Source organism: Actinomyces minihominis (assembly GCF_900187855.1).
GTDB classification, from domain to species: domain Bacteria; phylum Actinomycetota; class Actinomycetes; order Actinomycetales; family Actinomycetaceae; genus Scrofimicrobium; species Scrofimicrobium minihominis.
Genome location: NZ_FYEG01000001.1, coordinates 409,356 through 428,093, shown reverse-complemented (window position 1 = coordinate 428,093; position 18,738 = coordinate 409,356). Strand labels below are relative to the sequence as shown.

12 protein-coding genes and 1 tRNA gene are annotated in these 18,738 nt (G+C 60.9%); 6 read left to right on the top strand and 7 right to left on the bottom strand.

Going from position 1 to position 18,738, the window contains the following annotated elements; all coding sequences use genetic code 11:
• The first annotated feature begins 16 nt into the window (after positions 1-16).
• Both CS903_RS02000 and CS903_RS01995 read left to right on the top strand, forming a co-directional pair.
• A complete protein-coding gene (locus CS903_RS02000) occupies positions 17-1,651 on the top strand; it encodes an alpha/beta hydrolase (protein WP_164996643.1) in 1,635 nt (544 codons plus the stop codon).
• 141 nt (positions 1,652-1,792) lie between these two features.
• A tRNA-Thr gene (locus tag CS903_RS01995) sits at positions 1,793-1,865 on the top strand.
• Between the two features lie 430 nt (positions 1,866-2,295).
• On the opposite strand, the gene CS903_RS01990 is transcribed toward CS903_RS01995, so the two are convergent.
• The 3 genes from CS903_RS01990 to sqr all read right to left on the bottom strand — a co-directional run bounded on the left by CS903_RS01990 (position 2,296) and on the right by sqr (position 4,589).
• Positions 2,296-2,907 carry a DsrE/DsrF/DrsH-like family protein gene (locus tag CS903_RS01990; protein ID WP_099331854.1) on the bottom strand — a complete coding sequence of 204 codons (612 nt, stop codon included), beginning with the start codon at positions 2,905-2,907 and terminating at the stop codon, positions 2,296-2,298.
• Between the two features lie 27 nt (positions 2,908-2,934).
• Positions 2,935-3,252, bottom strand: coding sequence for a TusE/DsrC/DsvC family sulfur relay protein (locus CS903_RS01985; RefSeq protein ID WP_099331853.1), 318 nt, complete (start codon positions 3,250-3,252; stop codon positions 2,935-2,937).
• 80 nt (positions 3,253-3,332) lie between these two features.
• Complete coding sequence (sqr, locus tag CS903_RS01980; RefSeq protein WP_099331852.1) at positions 3,333-4,589, bottom strand: type III sulfide quinone reductase, selenoprotein subtype; 1,257 nt, start codon at positions 4,587-4,589, stop codon at positions 3,333-3,335.
• Positions 4,590-4,914: 325 nt separating this feature from the next.
• Between sqr and pulA the strand changes: the two genes are divergently transcribed.
• Positions 4,915-8,538, top strand: a complete 3,624-nt coding sequence (pulA, locus tag CS903_RS01975) for a pullulanase-type alpha-1,6-glucosidase (RefSeq protein ID WP_099331851.1) — start codon at positions 4,915-4,917, stop codon at positions 8,536-8,538.
• 95 nt (positions 8,539-8,633) lie between these two features.
• On the opposite strand, the gene CS903_RS01970 is transcribed toward pulA, so the two are convergent.
• Positions 8,634-9,182 (bottom strand): YceI family protein, encoded by a 549-nt coding sequence (locus CS903_RS01970; protein ID WP_099331850.1) that lies wholly within the window; start codon positions 9,180-9,182, stop codon positions 8,634-8,636.
• A 199-nt stretch (positions 9,183-9,381) separates the two neighbouring features.
• Between CS903_RS01970 and CS903_RS01965 the strand changes: the two genes are divergently transcribed.
• A complete protein-coding gene (locus tag CS903_RS01965) occupies positions 9,382-10,023 on the top strand; it encodes a hypothetical protein (protein ID WP_099331849.1) in 642 nt (213 codons plus the stop codon).
• 78 nt (positions 10,024-10,101) lie between these two features.
• Here the strand turns inward: CS903_RS01965 and ptsP are convergent, their stop codons facing one another.
• Positions 10,102-11,793: a phosphoenolpyruvate--protein phosphotransferase gene (ptsP, locus tag CS903_RS01960; RefSeq protein ID WP_099331848.1), complete on the bottom strand. Its 1,692-nt coding sequence runs from the start codon at positions 11,791-11,793 to the stop codon at positions 10,102-10,104.
• Positions 11,794-12,017: 224 nt separating this feature from the next.
• Here ptsP and CS903_RS01955 point away from each other — a divergent pair, with 224 nt between their 5' ends.
• Positions 12,018-12,275 carry an HPr family phosphocarrier protein gene (locus tag CS903_RS01955; protein ID WP_099331847.1) on the top strand — a complete coding sequence of 86 codons (258 nt, stop codon included), beginning with the start codon at positions 12,018-12,020 and terminating at the stop codon, positions 12,273-12,275.
• Positions 12,276-12,395: 120 nt separating this feature from the next.
• Here CS903_RS01955 and nagE read toward each other — a convergent pair whose 3' ends face one another.
• Positions 12,396-14,342, bottom strand: coding sequence for an N-acetylglucosamine-specific PTS transporter subunit IIBC (gene nagE / locus CS903_RS01950; protein ID WP_099331846.1), 1,947 nt, complete (start codon positions 14,340-14,342; stop codon positions 12,396-12,398).
• A gap of 165 nt (positions 14,343-14,507) precedes the next feature.
• Positions 14,508-17,402 carry an FAD-binding and (Fe-S)-binding domain-containing protein gene (locus CS903_RS01945; protein WP_099331845.1) on the bottom strand — a complete coding sequence of 965 codons (2,895 nt, stop codon included), beginning with the start codon at positions 17,400-17,402 and terminating at the stop codon, positions 14,508-14,510.
• Positions 17,403-17,527: 125 nt separating this feature from the next.
• Between CS903_RS01945 and CS903_RS01940 the strand changes: the two genes are divergently transcribed.
• Positions 17,528-18,730, top strand: a complete 1,203-nt coding sequence (locus tag CS903_RS01940) for a DegT/DnrJ/EryC1/StrS family aminotransferase (RefSeq protein ID WP_242491712.1) — start codon at positions 17,528-17,530, stop codon at positions 18,728-18,730.
• The last annotated feature ends 8 nt before the right edge of the window (positions 18,731-18,738 follow it).

The window sequence follows — 18,738 nt, the reverse complement described above, 5'->3', positions numbered from 1 at the left end:
CATGGTGGATACAACTTTGACTGCAGAACCCTCTCGACCTCACCGTGTGTGGTCCCGTCGAACCAGCGTGATGGCCGGGGGACTGGCAGCGGCTCTTCTGCTCGCCTCCTGCACTACCTCCACCGTCACCCCACCGGGAACACTGCCGAACATTGAAGACCCGGACCCGATCAGTGGTCAGGCCCCCGAGGGTTTTGAGGACTACTACTCCCAGACCATCGACTGGCGCCAGTGCGAGGGCGACGAAATCACGACGGCAATGATGCCCGTCCCCAAAGATTTGAGCCCCTATCAGTGCGGCACGCTCGAAGCCCCCATGAACTGGGATGATCCAGCTAGCCAGACGATTGAACTGGGGGTTGCCCGCTATCTCGGCGCAGGCAACAACGCCGAGCACCCCCCGCTGTTCTACAACCTGGGTGGCCCCGGAGGCGGGGCAATCGACTCTCTTTCCGGTTTCGTCGAGAACATCGTCACCACCCAGATTGCTTCTTCGTACAACATCATCGCCCTCGACCCACGCGGAGTGGGCTCGTCTTCACCCATCTGGTGCATGACCGATGAGGAGCGCGATCAGGACAACGCCCTCGACGTCGACTTCTCCGGCATGACCACGGAGGAGATCATCGAGTACAACAACCAGGAAGTCGCGAAGCTGGGTGCCCAGTGTCTTGAACGGAACGGTGAGATCCTCGGCTTCGTCGACTCCGATTCCGCCGCGCGTGATTTCGATATGACGAGGGCGGTTCTTGGCGCTGAAACTTTTGATTACCTCGGCTTTTCCTACGGCACCCTGCTGGGAGCTATCTACGCCGAACTGTTCCCCGATCACGTCGGTAACTTCGTCCTTGACGCTGTCCTAGACCCCAGCCTGAACATCAATGAAGTCTCTGCAGCCCAGATCGCCGGCATGGAAGCTTCCCTCTACAACTGGATCGAGTCCTGCACTTCGCAGAGCAAGTGCGCCCTCGGCAGTACCCTCGAGGCAGGGAAGGAGACGGTTGCCGACCTGCTTGACGAGATTGCTGCCCACCCCCTTCCCACAACCGATGAAGAACGACCCCTCAACATCGGCCTCGCCTCAACTGCCATCATCGGCAGTCTCTACTCGACGGAGACCTACCCGATTCTCACGCAGGCGGTAAGCCAGGCACTTAAGGGGGACGGTTCGGCCCTGCTGTTCCTGGCGGACTTCTTCAATGACCGCGGAGTCGATGGGGTTTACGGATCAAACTCCTCAGATGCATTCATTGCAGTCAACATGCTGGATTACGAGCCGGTCGGTAGCGCCGAAGAGTGGGCGGCTGAAGCAGAAGTGATCTCCGAGAAGTACCCGATCCTAGGTGCTAACTTTGGGTTCGCATCGGCAGGACTTGCAGAGTGGCCGGTGGATTCGAGGGTTTCACGTAGCGCGGTGAATGGCGAGGACGTCCCGCCCATGCTGCTGATCGGCACTACCAACGACCCTGCCACCCCCTACTTCATGGCGCAGAACCTGCACCGCGATTTACCGAGTTCAGTCCTCTTGACCGTTGACGGTTGGAACCACGCTGCCTACAGCTCCGCTGCTTCCACCTGCGTCATCGGTTATGTTGACAGGTTCTTGCTCAACGGTGAACTGCCCGCGAACGGTGTCACCTGCGACCAGTAGGCCCAACTGTGTTGTCTGCCGCAACTGCAGCCCTGCGGTGAAAGTCCGCCCTTCGGTTTGGTTATACTGATCGGCGGACTTCAATCCCCAGAGCCACAAGCAGACGGGGTAGGAGTCTCTCGGGGCTACAGCCCTGAGAACGCCGCCTTAGCTCAGTCGGCAGAGCGATTCACTCGTAATGAATAGGTCGCGGGTTCAATTCCCGCAGGCGGCTCCGAACGAAAAGTCGGGACATCGTTGGTAGATGTCCCGACTTTTTCATCTCCGCCAGGGCTGTGGTTCGCCCCGAGCCCTGGATGAAGTAGCTGTCCCGACGCTTTCATCTCCGGTGGTGCAGTGGTCCTCCCATGGTGCCGTGGTCGTCCCCGAGCCCTAGTTGAGGTGTTTGTCCCGGCTTTTTCATTTCTGGTGGTGCTGTGGTTCTCCGGCGGTGCCTTGGTCCTGCGCAGGGGTGCTTTTGGGCCCAAAATGGGTCAAATCCCTACCTCTGGGGGACCGTCGCACCTCCGGAGTGCCAAGGCGTGACCCAGTGTCACTTCGTCTTGTGCTTCCGGGGGACCGCCGCACCTCCGGAGATCCAAGGCGTCGATCAGTGGAGTCAGACCCGCGGCTCGACACCACATTCTTCAGGCTTCGCCCTAGCCCTAGATAAAGATGATCTGCGCCCCCTCAGACAGTTCAATGAAGTCCGAGGCCGAGATGATCCCCTTCACCCCGGGGTGCAGCATCGGCTTCTTCACCTGCATCATGTCGGCCGAGAGCTGACAGGCGTACATGTTGGCCCCCATCGCCGCCAGGTGGTCAATGAACTCGGGGATGGGTGGAATGTCCTGCTCCGCCATCATCGACTTGAGAACCTTCGTCCCCACGGCCGTCATCCCGGGCACAGCGGCGAAAAGCTGCGGGAAGCCCATCGTCGCCCCACCTCCAACAAACCGCTCCAACTGGGGCATATGCATCGCGGTGTTACCGGCATAGGAGAACTTCAGATCCCCCATCGTGCGCAGATCCACGATGTCCAGACCCCAGAATGTAAAGAAGTAGTCGACCTCAATCCCTTCACCGAGGGCGGCGTTGCCCATAATGAGCGCCGGGTAGGCCATGTCAAGATTGCCCTTCGAGCAGATGAATGACATCTTCCGCGGCCCCGAGTACCCACCTCCGCCGCCTGAGCTTTCACCGGTTGAACTTCCCTTGCCTGCCTGGCGGCTCTCCCCAAAGTCGGGAATCAGGTTGCCTTCATCATCAAGTGGCATTTCATTTTCCTTTCGAGTTTGGAGCGGCTAGACGCAGGCAGTCGGTTTGGGATGACCGGCGATATAGGCGAGCTTCTTCGCAGGCTTACCCGGAAACAGAGCGAACAGCTGCTTGATATCGAAGTTTCCTGCCTGCTGCATACGACGCAGGGTTGGGGACTGGCCGCGCTTCCTAGCATCTTCACGGACGAAGCGAATGGCACGCCAGTGCTCATCTGAGAGCTCATCTATTCCGGCGTTTTTGGCGAGGACGACGGCCAGATCCTCATCCCACTGGTCCGGCAGTGTCAGGAAACCTTCCCCATCCACGTCGATTAGTCGTCCTAAGAACTTGTTGGTAGGCATCTTCTTGGCCTTTACTTTCTTTCAGTTTGTGTCTTGGCTGGCCCGGGAAACTCCCTCGCCACGCTCAGTTACTAAGGGCTCTAAACGGCTTCTTCGGCGACTTCGGGCAGGATCTTGCCGTCCATCGTCAAGTCGGCAGTGAACGGAAGGGGCCGCCCGGGAAGCAGCATGTTCCAGTAGACAAACTCGAACCCCAGCTTCGACATGTGGTTCATGCGTGAGGGACCAAGAAGGCGCAGCGCAGGCACCCCGTAGATCGAGAATCTCCCGGGCAGGGGTTCCTGGTCATAGTTGAAGTCCAGCAGCAGCGCCTCACCGCGACCCGACTCGATAAAGCAGTTGGCATGACCGTCAAAGCTGTGGGACAACGGCAGCCCCTCGATCGCGTCAATCAGGTTGGGGATGAGTGACTCCATTTCGAAGTGAGCTACCGATCCCGCCTTCGAGGTCGGAGCATCCGTCGCATCCCCGGCGCACCAGATGTTCGGGTCAGCCACCGAACGCAGCGTGTGCTTGTCAACCTCGATGAACCCGGAATCATCCGCAAGACCGCTGTCGGCCGCGACCTTGACCCCGCGGTTCGGGGGGACGGTGGCGAGCAGATCGAAGGGGACCCGGCGCCCATCAAAACTGACCAGCTCCGAAGTTTCGTTGTCGATGCTCTCAATCTGGAAATCGGTGACGACCTCAATCCCGCGCTCGGCGAGAAGGTGCCCCAGCGCCTCAGATGCAACCGGCTTCGTGAACGCGCCGTCAAGCGGGGTAACGAGGACGATGTCCACATCGAACCCCCGACCACGCTTACGCATGTAGTCCTGGGCGAGGAGTGCAAACTCCAGTGGAGCCACCGGGCATTTGATGGGCATCTCGCAGATGTTGACTACGAGTCGGCCGCTCTCCAGATCCTGGAGCTTCTCCCTCAGACCCACCGAACCCTCGAGAGTATAGAAATCAAACACCTTCTTGTACCACAGCGTGCCGTCCTCCATTCCCGGAATGACATCCGGACGGGGGACGGTGCCGGTGGCAATCAGTAGGTGATCGTAGGGAAGTCGCTGTCCTGAATCGAGCACCACCGCCTGGGCTTCGCGATCAATCTGCGTAACTTCGGCTTCGATGAAGTCCACACCTTTCGGAAGGAACTTGCGACGCGGCTTCGTGATCCGCTTATCCGACATCATCTTGAACGGCACGAAGAGGAAGCCGGGTTGATACTGGTGGCGGTCATTCTTGTCTATGACTGTGATGTGCCAGTCCTGAAGTTCCTTTCTTTTGACCATCAGATTGGCAGCCATGGTGCCGGCGGTTCCGGCACCGAGAACAACGATGTTCTTCATGGGATGTCCTCGCTATCGAGTGTTATGTAACTGTCTCGTTGATCCTGATGCTACGTGTTGAGGCTCATTTTGAGCCCTGTTTGGTGAGTCTGAAATGCCCGTGAGCCCACCAATCTTGACAATTGATACCTCCGGGGGTGTTTGCGCTGCCCTCTTAGGACCTTAGGCCCAAAATGGGAGGGAAAGTCGACCGGGTAATCACCCTTGCCAACCTTCCGTCCCCGCCCGCATCCCGTTATGGTGGTGTTCGTACGGAGGTGGCGTCGCGCCCAAAGATGGGCCCCGCCTCAGATGGGCCACGCGCCCTCAAGAGATAGTGAGTCTCATGCGAAGAAGCAGATCTCTCCCCATTTTGGGAGCGATTGGGGCCCTCGGCCTCGTTCTTGGAAGCACCCTGACAGCTACGGTCGCCGTAGCCGAACCGCTGGAGTACCCCACGATTTCCGTTGCCGGTAACTTTACGGCGCGCTCCGAAATCTGTGAGGGAGACTGGGCGCCCGACTGTGCCGGTGCTGCCCTCGATTACAACGAGGACTATGACCTCTACATCGGTGAGTTCACGGGAGTGCCGGCCGGTAATTACCAGTACAAGATCACCAATGGGACCTGGGACGTGGCGTGGGGCTCCCAGGGCAGCACCGGTGGCAGCAACATTCGGTTCACCGCGGACGGAACCAACCCCCTCTACGTGGTTTTTAACCCGGACAACGGCCGCTCCTTCGCAGCCAACACGGGCGCGGTCTACACCGTGGCGGGCTCGTTCCAGAACGAGGTTGGCTGCAGCGATGACTGGCAGCCCTCCTGCCTGGGAACAGCGCTGTTCCCGGTGCAGAACTCCGATGGTTCAGCCACCGGCGACTACGACTATTCGACCCAGGCGATCCCCGGCGGATCCTGGGAGTTCAAGGTGGTTCGCGGACTCGCCTGGGGTCAGGAATGGGGCGATAACGGCAACAACGTCAACTTCGCCACCCAGGCCAACGAGCTTGCGGTCTTCACCTTCAACATCGTCGAACAGATCCCTCGGGTCGAGGTCGAGAACCCACCCCTGGCAGGTGTCGGCCAGTCCCGCGCCCTCTGGCTCGACCGGGACACGGTCGCCTGGCCCACTGCTCTCTCCGGAATGTCCGCCCAGTACTCCCTGAACGACTACCCGGACGTGAAGATCACCCCGGCCGCTCTGACCGACGAGCAGAAAGACCTCGACTGGCGCGCCCGCGCCGGCTACATCGGCCTGCACCTGTCGAACGAGGACGACTCCGCACTCTCCCTAGAACTGATCGAAGAGATCCTCCAGGGTCCCATCGTCATCAAGTCCGAAGAGGACGGCGTCCCGAAGGCAGAAACGGGCGCCCAGATTGCCGGCGTCCTCGACGACATCTACGCCGGTGCCGCCGATGTCGACCTCGGCCTGACCTGGAACGACGGTGTCCCCACCCTACGGGTGTGGGCTCCGACCGCGACTGAGGTTTCCCTGTGGTACTGGCTCGAGGACGGCAGCGCCGCCCAGGAGCCCGCACTGCGTGATGAGTTTGGGGTGTGGACCGTCATCGGGGAACCCACCTGGAAGAACGCCTCCTACCTCTGGGACGTCAATGTCTGGGTCAACTCTGAGAACGAGGTTGTCAGCAACCTCGTCACCGACCCCTACTCGGTGGGTCTGACGATGAACTCGCTGCGCTCCGTGATGGTCGACCTCGACGATCCAACCTGGATGCCTGACGGCTGGGCTCTCAGCTCGGTCGAACCACTGCGCAACCAGTCTGAGCAGACCATCTACGAACTGCACGTTCGTGACTTCTCAGCCTGGGACGCCACCGTCTCGGACGAACTGAAGGGCTCCTACCTGGCATTCACGGAACAGGGGACCGACGGCGTTAAGGCGCTGCAGGAACTGGCTGACGCGGGACTGACCACCGTTCACCTGCTTCCCACCTTCGACATCGCGACCTCGACCATCAACGAGGATCGCTCCCAGCAGCTGCTCCCTGAGATCGACGGCTTCACCCTACTGTCCGAAAATCAGACAGCTCTTGAGGGCATCGCCGGCTACGGCCCCGACTCTGCCCTGCAGCAGGAAGCCGTCAACCAGGTGCGAAACCAGGATGCCTTCAACTGGGGCTACGACCCGATGCACTGGATGACCCCGGAGGGCTCCTACGCCACCGAGACCAACCAGGACGGCGGAGCTCGCACCCTCGAGTACCGCGAAATGGTTGCCGCCCTGCACGACATGGGTCTGCGCGTGGTTCAGGACGTCGTCTTCAACCACACCGCGGCCTCGGGCCAGTCGGACATGTCCGTCCTCGACCGCATCGTTCCCGGCTACTACCAGCGCCTCAACGCATTCGGCGCGGTGGAAACCTCCACCTGCTGCTCCAACGTGGCAACCGAGAACACCATGGCCGAAAAGATCATGATCGACGCCCTGGTCACCCAGGCGACGACCTACAAGATCGACGGCTTCCGCTTCGACCTCATGGGACACCACTCGCTGCAGAATATGATCAACGTCCGCAACGCCCTCGACGCCCTGACGGTTGCCGAGGACGGGGTCGACGGCAAGGAGATCTACCTTTACGGCGAAGGCTGGGACTTCGGCGAGGTCGCCGGTAACGCCCTGTTCCAGCAGGCCACTCAGACCAACATCGCGGGCAGCGACATCGGTGCCTTCAACGACCGTCTGCGGGACGCGGTTCGCGGCGGCGGCCCCTTCGATGAGGATCAGCGTACCGAGCAGGGCTTCGGCACCGGCCTCTACGTTGACCCGAACGCGAGGGCGCTGGAAACCCACACCGAAGACCAGCTGCTCAGCAACCTGCTGCACAGTGAAGAGCTGATCAAGGTCGGTTTGGCCGGCTCCCTGAAGGACTACCTCGTCCCGACGGCTGACGGCTCACTGGTTCCGGCTCAGGACATCGACTACAACGGCGCGCCAGCGGGTTACACCGCCAGCCCCCAGGAGTCGATCACCTACGTTGAAGCCCACGACAACGAGACCCTATTCGACAACAGCATCTGGAAGATGACTACCGACTCAGCGATGGACGCGCGTCTGCGCCTTCAGGTGCTCTCCAACTCCACCGTTCTGCTGGGACAGTCACCGGCATTCCTCGCCTCGGGCACGGAACTGCTGCGCTCCAAGTCCCTTGACCGCGACTCCTACAACTCGGGCGACTGGTTCAACTCCATCGTCTGGGACGGTTCGTGGAACCAGTTCGGTAAGGGTCTGCCGATCAAGGAGAAGAACGGCGACAAGTGGGCCGACATGGCGCCGCTGCTGGCCAATGAGGCGAACCTGCCCGGTGAGGCCGATATGACCCAGACGAAGGGCATGGTCCTTGACCTGCTTCGCCTGCGCTCCTCCTCACCCCTGTTCACCCTGGGTGACGCGGATCTGATCAAGCAGAAGGTCTCATTCCCGAACTCGGCTGAAACCAACACCCCGGGTGTCATCGTCATGGCGATTGACGACCTGGTTGGGGCCGAGGTCGATCCGGACCTGAGTTCGATCGTCGTCGTCTTCAACTCGCTGACTGAAGAGTGGACGGACGAGGTCGAGGGCTTCTCCGGCCGCGACCTCACCCTGAGCCCGATTCAGGCAGAGGGTTCCGATGAGGTCGTCAAAGCCGCCACCTGGAACAGCGGCACCGCCAAGGTACCAGCCCGCACCGTCGCCGTCTTCTTTGAGGGCGTGGCTGACGAGGGCGGTAATGGGGGCGATGGAAGCCAGTCCGGTGACGGGGGAGAGACCGGTGGAAGCCAGTCCGGTGACGGGGGAGAGACCGGTGGCAGCCAGTCCGGAGACGGTAACCAGTCCGGCGGTGGCGTCACCACTCCGCCGGAGCTTCCCACCACGGGGGCCAACGTGTTCGGAGCAGCTCTGCTTGCCGTCCTCGCCCTGATCGGCGGCACCCTGGCAGTTAGGCACCGCAGCCGCAACGCCTAGTCGGTTTCGCCCTCGCTAAACGCAAACCGCCCCCACTGCAAAATCAAGCAGTGGGGGCGGTTTGTAGTAATCAGCCTGACCTAGGCTAAAAGTGCTTATTCAACCTTGGCGGCAGCGATCTCAAGGGTGATCTTGATGTCGTCACCCAGCATCACGCCACCGGTCTCAAGCGCGCTGTTGAAGGACACGCCGAACTCCTGGCGGTTGATGGTGGTCGTTGCAGTGCCACCGAAGCGGGGGCCAGTCGAAGGATCGTTGCTGAAGCCACCCAGATCGAAGTCCAGGGTTACGGGCTTGGTTACGCCACGAATGGTCATGTCGCCATCAATGAAGAACTCGCCCTTTTCGTAGCGAACACCGGTCGAGTTGAAGGTCAGCTGCGGGTACTCTTCAGCCAGCAGGAAGTCACCGGACTGGATGTGAGCGTCACGCTGCTTGTTCTTGGTGTTGATCGAGTCGGCTTCGATAGTGGCGACAACGGTCGAGTCCAGGGGGTTCTCAGCGGTCACGATGGTGCCTGAGAAGTTCTCGAAGAAGCCCTTGACCTTGCTGATCATCATGTGTCGAACGGTGAAGCCGACCTCTGAGTGAACGGTGTCGAGGGTCCAGGTGCCTGCTGTGTAGCCGGGGATTTCGGGAGTCATTCTGTGTCCTAAAAGTTGATCTACTTGTACGCCATCGAGATGGCTTGGGAGACCCTGGCGAGGATGCTGGGAACTTCCCTCAACAACGAATATATATGCATCTGCATATGATTGTCTATGTGATCTGCGTTATCGCCTCCTGCCGGTAGCATGTCCGGTAGCAAATCACCCTGCCACTACACACTCTTGAGGGAGCCGAATGGCAATCAAGTTCTCGGATGAAACCAAGCGCAGCATCTGGATAATTGTCGCCGTTGGTGTCGCATTGGCACTGGTCAGTGGGACGTGGGCGATGATTCAGGAGATCTTCAAGGGGGACACAGACTCCGGTTCTGTCTCAAGTACCGAGTCGGGGTTGGTGACACCCTCCGGTCCGGTTCCGGCTGAGGTCGAAGCCTGGTTTGCCGAAGACCTTGGCAATCTCGGGCAGCCCTACCCGGAGGGGGTCAGTGTGGCAGCGGTCCCCGACCTTCTCCCGCACGTCAAGGGGTCGACCCTGAAGAGTTCCGACAACGACTCCATCACCATCGAGATGCCCAAGAACTACGTGGACGCTGAGGCCAAAGAGGGCGAGACCACCTTCGGGGTGTACCGCCGCGGCGACATCGCGGTGATTGAGGCTCTGCAGTGGCGCTGCGACTGGGCGAACGCCTACGCCACTGCAGTCGAGGGCGAGGATTCCGCAGGAGCCAAGGAAGCCCGGCGCTACCTGGAGCTGTTCCCCGAGATTGAGGTCGTCAAGGGCCTGCCCGTTGCTCGACAGAACGAAAGCGAGCTGGAAACCCTGCTGGTCGACGACCCGGCCCAGGCCCGCCAGTGGGTCACCGAAAAGTGCGGTTAGTAGACGCCCGCTGATACAGACAGTGATGCCCCGGGAATCAACCTCCCGGGGCATCACTGCTTCTACACCCGTGAACCTTTAGCTGAGGCCGAGGGCGGCGCGAGCCACCGCACGGGCTTCCTTTGAATCCCTTGCCCCCCGCACAGCCGTCGCCGCCTCACGGCACTGCGCCATGGTGACGTGCGCCAGGGTGGCGCCGACCGAGGAGATGGCCGAGGTCGCCATCGACAGCGACGTGATTCCCATTCCCACCAGAACACATGCCAGGGTGGGATCCGCTGCCGCCTCACCGCACACCCCGGCGGGTTTGCCCTGGGACTGACCGGCCGCAGCTGTCAGGGCAATCAACTCCAAGACCGCGGGCTGCCACGGGTCGGTGTACTCCGCCAGGTGCGGTGACATGCGGTCCGCAGCCATCGTGTACTGGGTGAGATCGTTGGTTCCGATGGAAACGAAGTCCACCAGCCCCATGAACTTGTTGATAAGGATGACTGCCGCCGGTACCTCAATCATGATGCCCGGCTTCAACCCACGCTCCCGGCACAGGCCAGCAAACCACTCGGCCTCAGGCAGCGTTGAAATCATCGGGGCCATCACCCACACCTTAGTTCCGGGGGACTCTGCTGAGGCCTGCGCGATCGCGTCCAACTGGTGCAGCATCAGGTCGGGGTCCTGCCCCGTCACCCGGATCCCGCGCACACCGAGCGCCGGGTTGAACTCTTCCTGCAGTGTTGCGAACGGAACGGGTTTATCCGAGCCCGCATCGAGGGTGCGAACCACGACCTTGCCCTGGGGGAAGGCCTCGAAAACCGCGAGGTAGTCCGCCGCCTGCTCGTCAACACTGGGTTCCTTAGCCGAACTGAGGAACAGTAGCTCGGTGCGGAACAGGCCGATCCCCTCCGCCTCGCTCTCAGTAGCCAAGCGGGCCGTGGCCCCGTCCTGAATGTTAGAGAGCAGCTGGACCGGGACCCCGTCCTTGGTCTTTGCCGGGCCCTTCCAGGCACGGATGCGTTGGATACGCGCGCAGTCTTCTTGGACCAAAGCGCGGGCTTCGTCGGGATCAACCCCCATCGTGACCGTCCCCGCAGAACCGTCGACGAGGACGTCTGCCCCGTCCGGCACTTCACTGAGGTCGCGGGCCGCCACAATGCAGGGAATGCCCAGCTGACGCGCAATGATCGAGGTGTGTGAGGTCGGACCGCCGCCCTCGGTCACAATGGCGACATAATCTTTGGGGTCCATGCCCGCGGTGTCGGCGGGGGAGAGGTCGTCACCCATCACCACCACGGGGTAGGGCAGGTGCGGAACCCCCGGCTCTGACACCCCTTGCAGGCGGGCGATGATGCGGTCACGAACATCACGCAGGTCGGTGGTGCGCTCTGCCATGAGGGCGCCGGCCTTTTCAAACATCTCCACAAACCTACTGGTCGCGGCGATGGTGGCTTGAATGGGCGGGGTGCCCGCCATGATGTCCTTTTTGACCATGCGCAGGTAACCGCGGTCTTCGGCCAGTCCCGCGGTCATCTCTAGGACTTCCTTGGAACTGCCCTCAGCGCTGACTGCCCGGGCCCGCAGTCCCTCGGCCACCTTCTTGGAGGCGGCCTCGAAGTCCTCTACCGCTGCCTCACGCTTGTCCTCTGGAAGTTCCGGGGCCGTTTCCGGGGGCAGCGGGGGACGCCTGGTCCAGGCCGCCGGAGCGAAGGCAATGCCATCAACGACGGGGGTGCCGTGGATGACGGTCTCATGTTCTTTAGTCTGTCTATCAGGCACGGGTGCTCCCTGGTTTAGTTCGGCGGGCCGCTGGGGCCGCAAGCAGTGAGGTTCAAGTGAACGAACCGCGTTGTTCCTACTTTCATAACCTTGTTCCAGCCTAGTTGAGCAACCAACGATCCGGGCTTGAACATGGCTACAATAGCAGTGCGGTCGCCCGTTGACGCGGGCAGAATCGAGGTGTGGAAGCACCGCAAAACTGTCTTTCTTTGAAGGAGAAACTAATGGCCAAGCGCGTCGTAACCGTAGGTTCTAAGGTCGGACTCCATGCTCGCCCCGCAGCTCTAGTTGCTGAGGCCGCAGGTAAGTACGACGACGAAATTCTGCTCAGCGTCGATGGAGACGATCCGGTGGATGCTTCGTCATCAATGATGATCATGACCCTGGGAGCTGAAAACGGCATGGAAGTGACCGTAGAGTCCGACAATGAGGCTGCGGTCAATGAGATTGCTGACCTCATTCTTCAGGATCTCGACGCCTAACCAGGCGCCAGCTCAGCTAAGGAAATCCCCCGGCACCAACCACTTGGTACCGGGGGATTCCTGTTACTCAGACTTGATTTCGTCCAAGTCGACCTCAACCAACCCGGACGAACCCATCAACTAGACAAATTCGATAACCGCACTCTTGTCGTTGGTGATGACGACGGGGGTGACGGTCGGGTGACCGGCAGCGCGAATCTTGGCGAGGTCGAACTTGAGCAGCGGGGTACCTGCGGTAACTTGCTGGCCCTTATCAACCAGGGGTTCGAATCCATCTCCCTTCATCTCAACGGTGTCGAGGCCGACGTGAATCAGCAGCTCTTCACCCGAGTCCAGGATCAGCGCGATTGCGTGACCGGTCTTGAAGACCATCGCAACGGTCGCATCTGCGGGAGCCACAACGGTTCCCACCGAGGGTTCAATCGCAATGCCGGAGCCCAGCAGGCCGTCAGCAAAGGTCTTGTCCGGAACCTGGTCCAGCGGGACCAGTGTTCCCATCACGGGCTGGCGCAGGCGCACCGTCTTGCGCGCGGGGGCTGCCACCATCAGATCGCTGTCGACCAGGCGACCTTCGGCCTCAGCAGCAGCGGCTTCGGCCGGGCTTTCGGGGACCTCAAGGTTGGTCTCAATGATCGTCTCCATGGCGTCCTTCACGAACTGGACGTTGAGGCCGTAAATGACCTGAACGCTTCGTCCGCCCGGCTTGATGACACCGTTGGCACCAGCAGCCTTGAGGGCCTTTTCATCGACCAGTGAGGGGTCAACCAGTTCCATCCGCAGTCGCGTTGCGCAGTTGTCCATCTCAGCGATGTTTTCCTTGCCGCCCAGGGCCTTGATGAAGCGGTGACCCGTCATCAGGTAACCCTCATCGGTGTTGGAGGCAGCAGCAGTGCCCGAGGTGAACTCTTCAACGTCATCGTCCTCACGACCCGGAGTCTTCAGGTTCCAACGCTTGATAACGAAGGTGAAGACCAGGAAGTAGATGATGAACCAGCCCACGCCCATGATCGGGATGGCCCAGGGGTTCTGTGCCAGCGGGTTGGTCCACTGCAGGACGAGGTCGATGAAACCACCCGAGAAGCCGAAGCCCATACGGACCGGCAGCCAGGCGGTCAGCGCCAGGGAGATACCCATGAACACGGCGTGAATCACGTAGAGGATTGGCGCCACGAACATGAAGGAGAACTCGAGGGGTTCGGTAACACCGACGAAGAACGATGAAACAGCTGCGGCCAGAAGGATACCGTAGGCGGCCTGCTTGCGGCTGGGCTTAGCGGTGACGTACATGGCGAGGGCAGCGCCCGGCAGGCCAAACATCATGATGGGGAAGAAGCCAGCCATGAACTGACCGGTCTCACCGAATGTGCCCGTGTTGTTGAGGAAGTTGTTGAGGTCGTTAATGCCCGCAACGTCGAACCAGAACACGGAGTTCAGGGCGTGGTGTAGACCAAATGGAATCAGCAGGCGGTTGAGGAAGCCGTAGATGCCGGCACCCAGCGGCCCCAGATCAACGATCCACTCACCGAAGGTCACCAGCGCACCGAAGACCACCGGCCAGATCACAAAGAGGATGAGCGCGACAACGATCGCGATGGCCGAGGCCATGATGGCAACCGAACGGCGACCCGAGAAGAACGAGAGCGCGTCAGGCAGCTTCGTGTTCTTAAACTTGTCGTAGGCCCAGGCGCCAATCAAACCGGCAATGATACCGACGAAGACGTTCTTGACCTGGTAGAAAGCGGGGTTGACTTCCTCAACGGGCTGGCCCAGGAAGCCTGAGACAGCAGCGGGAGCCAGAAGGGTGGTGATGGTCAGCCATGCGACGAGGCCAGCAAGCGCTGACGTGCCATCAGACTTGGTTGCCATACCAATGGAAACGCCGATCGCAAACAGGATCGGCATGTTGTCAAGCAGTGCGCCACCAGCAGCACCCAGGAAAACGGCAGCGATGTTGTCGCCTCCGACGGCCGAAGCGATCCAGTAGGAAATACCCATGAGGATTGCCGCAATCGGCAGTACAGAGACGGGAAGCATCAATGACTTGCCCAGTCTTTGTAGAAACTTCATTGTTATTAGGAACCTCTCGTCAATAAGGCGGGAGAGGCTGAGCCGATGATGAGCACAGCCATCTTGATTGTGGACCACCGTCAGCACATTGTTTTGTGCTCACGGCGAAAACTTTATCCCACCAAAGGCCTATGAGGTCCCAAAGGCCAACAACACGCAGGTCAACTACTTTTGACGCCCCAGCAGCAGCGTTGGCAACCCCACCCCGATCACATCCGCCAACTGGCTAGCCTGCGTCCGGCAAGAGTAGCCATCGGCCAGGAACACCGACCCGGGCTTGGCCTCAGCCAGCGCCGGCAGCAACTCGTTGTTCGCCACCGCCACCGAAACCTCGTAGTGCCCCTTCTCCATCCCAAAGTTCCCCGCCAACCCACAGCACCCCGCCACGGGGGTCACCGTTGCACCCAGGCGCCGCAGTAGCTCCAAGTCCTTCTCATACCCCATCACCGCGTGCTGGTGACAGTGTGGCTGCGCCACCACCCGCACACCCTCCAGTGAGTGATCCGCAAACCACTGGGGATCGGGGCCGAGGTCGGGATCGCTCAGCAGTTCCGCCAGGGTCATCGTCATCTTTCCCACCGGCGCGGATCGCGGGTCATCGGGCAGAAGCTCCTGCAGATCTGAACGCAACACCGCGGTACAGGAGGGTTCCACACCGATGATCGGCACCCCCTTCTGCGCCGCAGGACCCAGAATGTCCAGCAGTCGCCCCAGGTGACGCTTCGCCCCATCGAGCTGCCCCGTCGAAATCCACGTCAGACCGCAGCAAGCCGAAGCCGAGGGGATTCGCACCGTGTAACCCGCCTGCTGCAGCAACTCCACCATCGCCGTCGCCGAAGTCGGATCCAGATACTCACTGAAGGAGTCCGCCCAGATAATCACGTCCCGCTTCACCGCCTGCTTGTTCGACGAGGACGAGGACGATGAAGGGCGCCCCTTGAACCACCGCGAGAACCGACGCCTGGTAAACGCCGTCATCTCCCGCCTCGGGTCCATTCCAGAAACCTTGAAGACCAGCCTTCGCAGCGGGTCGATCTGCAGGGCGGCATTAGCCAGCCCCGCCACCGTCGGAACCGCCGTCACCAACCGCGCCCAACGCGGCAACCAGCCGAGGACGTAGTGGTTCATGGGCCGCAGCTTCCCCCGGTAACGCCGGTAGGTCACCTCAGACTTGTACATTGACATGTCAACGCCGGCCGGGCAGTCCCGCCCGCACGCCTTACAGGAGAGGCAGAGGTCAAGCGCCTCCGCTACCGCCGGTGAGTCCCAGCCGCCGGGCAAAGCCCCCCGGGTCAGGTCCTGGAGGACCCGAGCCCGCCCCCTTGTCACGTCCTTCTCATCCTTGGTTGCCCGGTACGACGGACACATGAACCCACCGGCAGCGGAGTTGTCGGCCCGGCATTTCCCCACTCCAACGCAGCGATGCACAGCCGACGTGAAGTCCCCCCGGTCATGCGCAAACGCAAAACCCTGACCCGCGATGGGTTTGGCTTGAGGGCGCCTCAGCGCAGAAGTAATTGGGGCCGGGTCAACCAGGACCCCCGGGTTGAGCAGGTTATCGGGGTCAAACAGGCCTTTGAACTGCTCAAAAAGAGAGATCGCTTCAGAGGAGTACATGTGGGGGAGCAGAGCCCCACGGGCCCTCCCGTCCCCGTGCTCTCCGGAGATCGAGCCTCCGTAGCGCCCCACCAGCGCCGCGGCCTCCTCCATGAAGGCCTTGAAAACCGGAACATCCCCCTCCGAGTCCAGCGGCACATCCATACGAACATGAATGCAGCCATCCCCGAAGTGACCGTAGGGCAGACCCTCGATGCCGTACTTGGACATCAGGTCCTCAAAGTCGCTTAGATACGGGCCTAGGTGTGCCGGGGGAACGGCAGCGTCTTCCCACCCCGGCCACGCCTGATTCCCAGCCGGGGTACGCCCCGCCAGACCCACCCCGTCAGCGCGAATCCGCCACAGCGCCGCCGTCTCTTGAGGGTCGGTGACGATGCGGTGGGAGACGCTTGCGGATGCCGCCACCAGATCCGCAGCCCGCTGCGCCGCACTGCGCCCGTCGCCCTTGACCTCACCAACCTCGCAGAAGAGCCACCCTTCACCGCCGGGCAACTCCGGAACGGAACCCACGGCGCGACGAACGACCTCAACCAGCCGAGAGTCCATTCCCTCCAGAGCCAGCGGCTTCTGGGGTAGCAGGTTGATGACATCCCCAGCTGCCGCAATCATGGATGGATAGCCGAGGACGACCAGGGTCGGCTTCGTCGGCACCGGCTTCAGTGCGACGGTGGCCTCAACCACGGTGACGCAGGTTCCTTCGGTCCCCACCAGGGCTTTGGCAAGGTCGCCGCCCTTCTCCGGCAGCAGGTGCTCCAGCGAGTAGCCAGATTCCTGACGGGTGAAACGACCAAGTTCAGTGCGCAGCAACGCCAGGTGGGTCGACACCAGTTCGGAAAGCCCCGCCACCTTCTCCAGTTCACCCGGGCCAGAACCCACCACGAACCGTCGTCCTCGACCATCAATCACGTCCAGAGAAACCGTGTTGTCAGAGGTACGACCATAGGTGAGGGCGTGCGGACCACAGGCGTTGTTGCCAATCATCCCGCCCAGAGTCGCCCTGTTTTTCGTCGACGGATCCGGCCCAAACCACAGTCCGTAGGGGGCAGCTGCCTCCTGCAGGTCGGACATGATGACCCCCGGCTCAACGCGAGCCGTCCGCGCCACCGGATCAATCTCGAGGACGCGGTTCATGTAGCGAGAGAAGTCCAGGACCAACCCCGGCCCAATCGCATTTCCCGCCACCGACGTCCCCCCACCACGTGAGGTCACGGGCAATCCAGCGGAGCGAGCCACGCCCAGCGCCGCCTCAACTTCCTCAACCGAGCGGGGGAATGCCACCACCGCCGGCTGTACCCGATAGTTAGAGGCGTCGGAGGAGTACTCCACCCGCCGACGTAAACTGGAATCAACCTCAATCACCCGACTAAGAGCCTCAAGCGTCGATGATGCCAGCAGGACCGAATCGCCCTCTGTGACGGAGTCGAGAACTATGGCGCTACTCATAGTCGAGATTGTCCCACAGTCACAAAACCACCTTCTGTTTTCGGTAGTCATGCCATGTTGTAGCGGGCGTCTGCTAATGGCATGACGGCGTCGTTTTACCCGTGAATCTAGGTGAAGTCTTGTCTGTGAACCCTGTCGAGAACAAGGTTGAGGTGCGCGAACGTATCTATTTGTCGAAGCCGGACGTGGGCCCAGTTGAGGAAGAGTTCGTCGTTCGGGCCCTTCACTCAGGTTGGGTTGCCCCCCTTGGTCCTGAAGTTGATGCGTTCGAGGACGACGTCAAACAGCGTTGTGACCGTGAGTACGCAGTAGCGCTCTCCTCCGGAACCGCAGCCCTTCACTTGGGCCTGATTGCCCTGGGTGTGAAGCGTGGCGATGTTGTCGTCACCTCTTCGATGACCTTCGCAGCAACCGCAAACTCGATTACCTACGTTGGTGCAGAGCCCTACTTCATCGACTGTGATTTGGTCACGGGCAACATGGATCCCCAGCTTCTTGATGAAGCCATGGAGGAACTGATTGCCGAAGGCAAGCATATTGGCGCAGTCGTTCCCGTTGACCTGCTTGGTCAGGTGGCCGACTTCCCGGCTATTGAAGAGGTCGTTGCCAAGCGATCAGAACAGGCCGGTTACCGCATCCCCATCCTGGCCGATGCCGCCGAGTCCTTCGGCGCAGCCCTGCAGACCGATGCTGGCATCAAGCCGGCAGGCAGCTTCGGTGATGCCGCCATTCTTTCCTTCAACGGCAACAAAATCATGACCACATCCGGTGGCGGGATCCTCCTGACCGATGACAAGGCTCTTGCCGATAAGGTCCGTTACCTTGCCACCCAGGCCCGTCAGCCAGTGGTTCACTACGAACACACCGAAGTCGGTTACAACTACCGGATGAGCAACATCCTGGCTGCCCTTGGCCGCGCCCAGGTTTCACGCCTCGATGAGATGATCGGAAGGCGCAAGCAGATTCGCCGTGATTACAAGAACCTCTTCGCAGAGGTTCCCGGTGTCACGGTCCTTCAATCAGATGAGCAGAACTCTGATGAGCAGTTCGACAACTGCTGGCTCACCTCTGTCGTCGTTGACTCAAGCAAGACCGTCGGTAACTGGACTGCTCAAGACCTCAGCGCCGCACTCAATGCACTGAACATTGAGAACCGCCCCCTGTGGAAGCCCATGCACCTTCAGCCCATCTTTGCCGACAACCCGGCCAAGACCAACGGCAACGGTGAGACCCTGTTCCAAACCGGCCTCACCCTTCCCAGCGGCTCAGGCCTCACCGAAGAACAGCGGAACGTGGTGTTCACGGCCATCACTGAGTTCCTCGGCTAGAAGGTCTC

Excerpts from the sequence above, each read along its gene's own strand:
- sqr (WP_099331852.1), bottom strand. The coding sequence starts at position 4,589 with ATGAAGAACATCGTTGTTCTCGGTGCCGGAACCGCCGGCACCATGGCT.
- pulA (WP_099331851.1), top strand. The coding sequence starts at position 4,915 with ATGCGAAGAAGCAGATCTCTCCCCATTTTGGGAGCGATTGGGGCCCTC.
- nagE (WP_099331846.1), bottom strand. The coding sequence starts at position 14,342 with ATGAAGTTTCTACAAAGACTGGGCAAGTCATTGATGCTTCCCGTCTCT.
- CS903_RS01970 (WP_099331850.1), bottom strand. The coding sequence starts at position 9,182 with ATGACTCCCGAAATCCCCGGCTACACAGCAGGCACCTGGACCCTCGAC.
- CS903_RS01945 (WP_099331845.1), bottom strand. The coding sequence starts at position 17,402 with ATGAGTAGCGCCATAGTTCTCGACTCCGTCACAGAGGGCGATTCGGTC.
- CS903_RS01965 (WP_099331849.1), top strand. The coding sequence starts at position 9,382 with ATGGCAATCAAGTTCTCGGATGAAACCAAGCGCAGCATCTGGATAATT.
- CS903_RS01985 (WP_099331853.1), bottom strand. The coding sequence starts at position 3,252 with ATGCCTACCAACAAGTTCTTAGGACGACTAATCGACGTGGATGGGGAA.
- CS903_RS01955 (WP_099331847.1), top strand. The coding sequence starts at position 12,018 with ATGGCCAAGCGCGTCGTAACCGTAGGTTCTAAGGTCGGACTCCATGCT.
- CS903_RS01990 (WP_099331854.1), bottom strand. The coding sequence starts at position 2,907 with ATGCCACTTGATGATGAAGGCAACCTGATTCCCGACTTTGGGGAGAGC.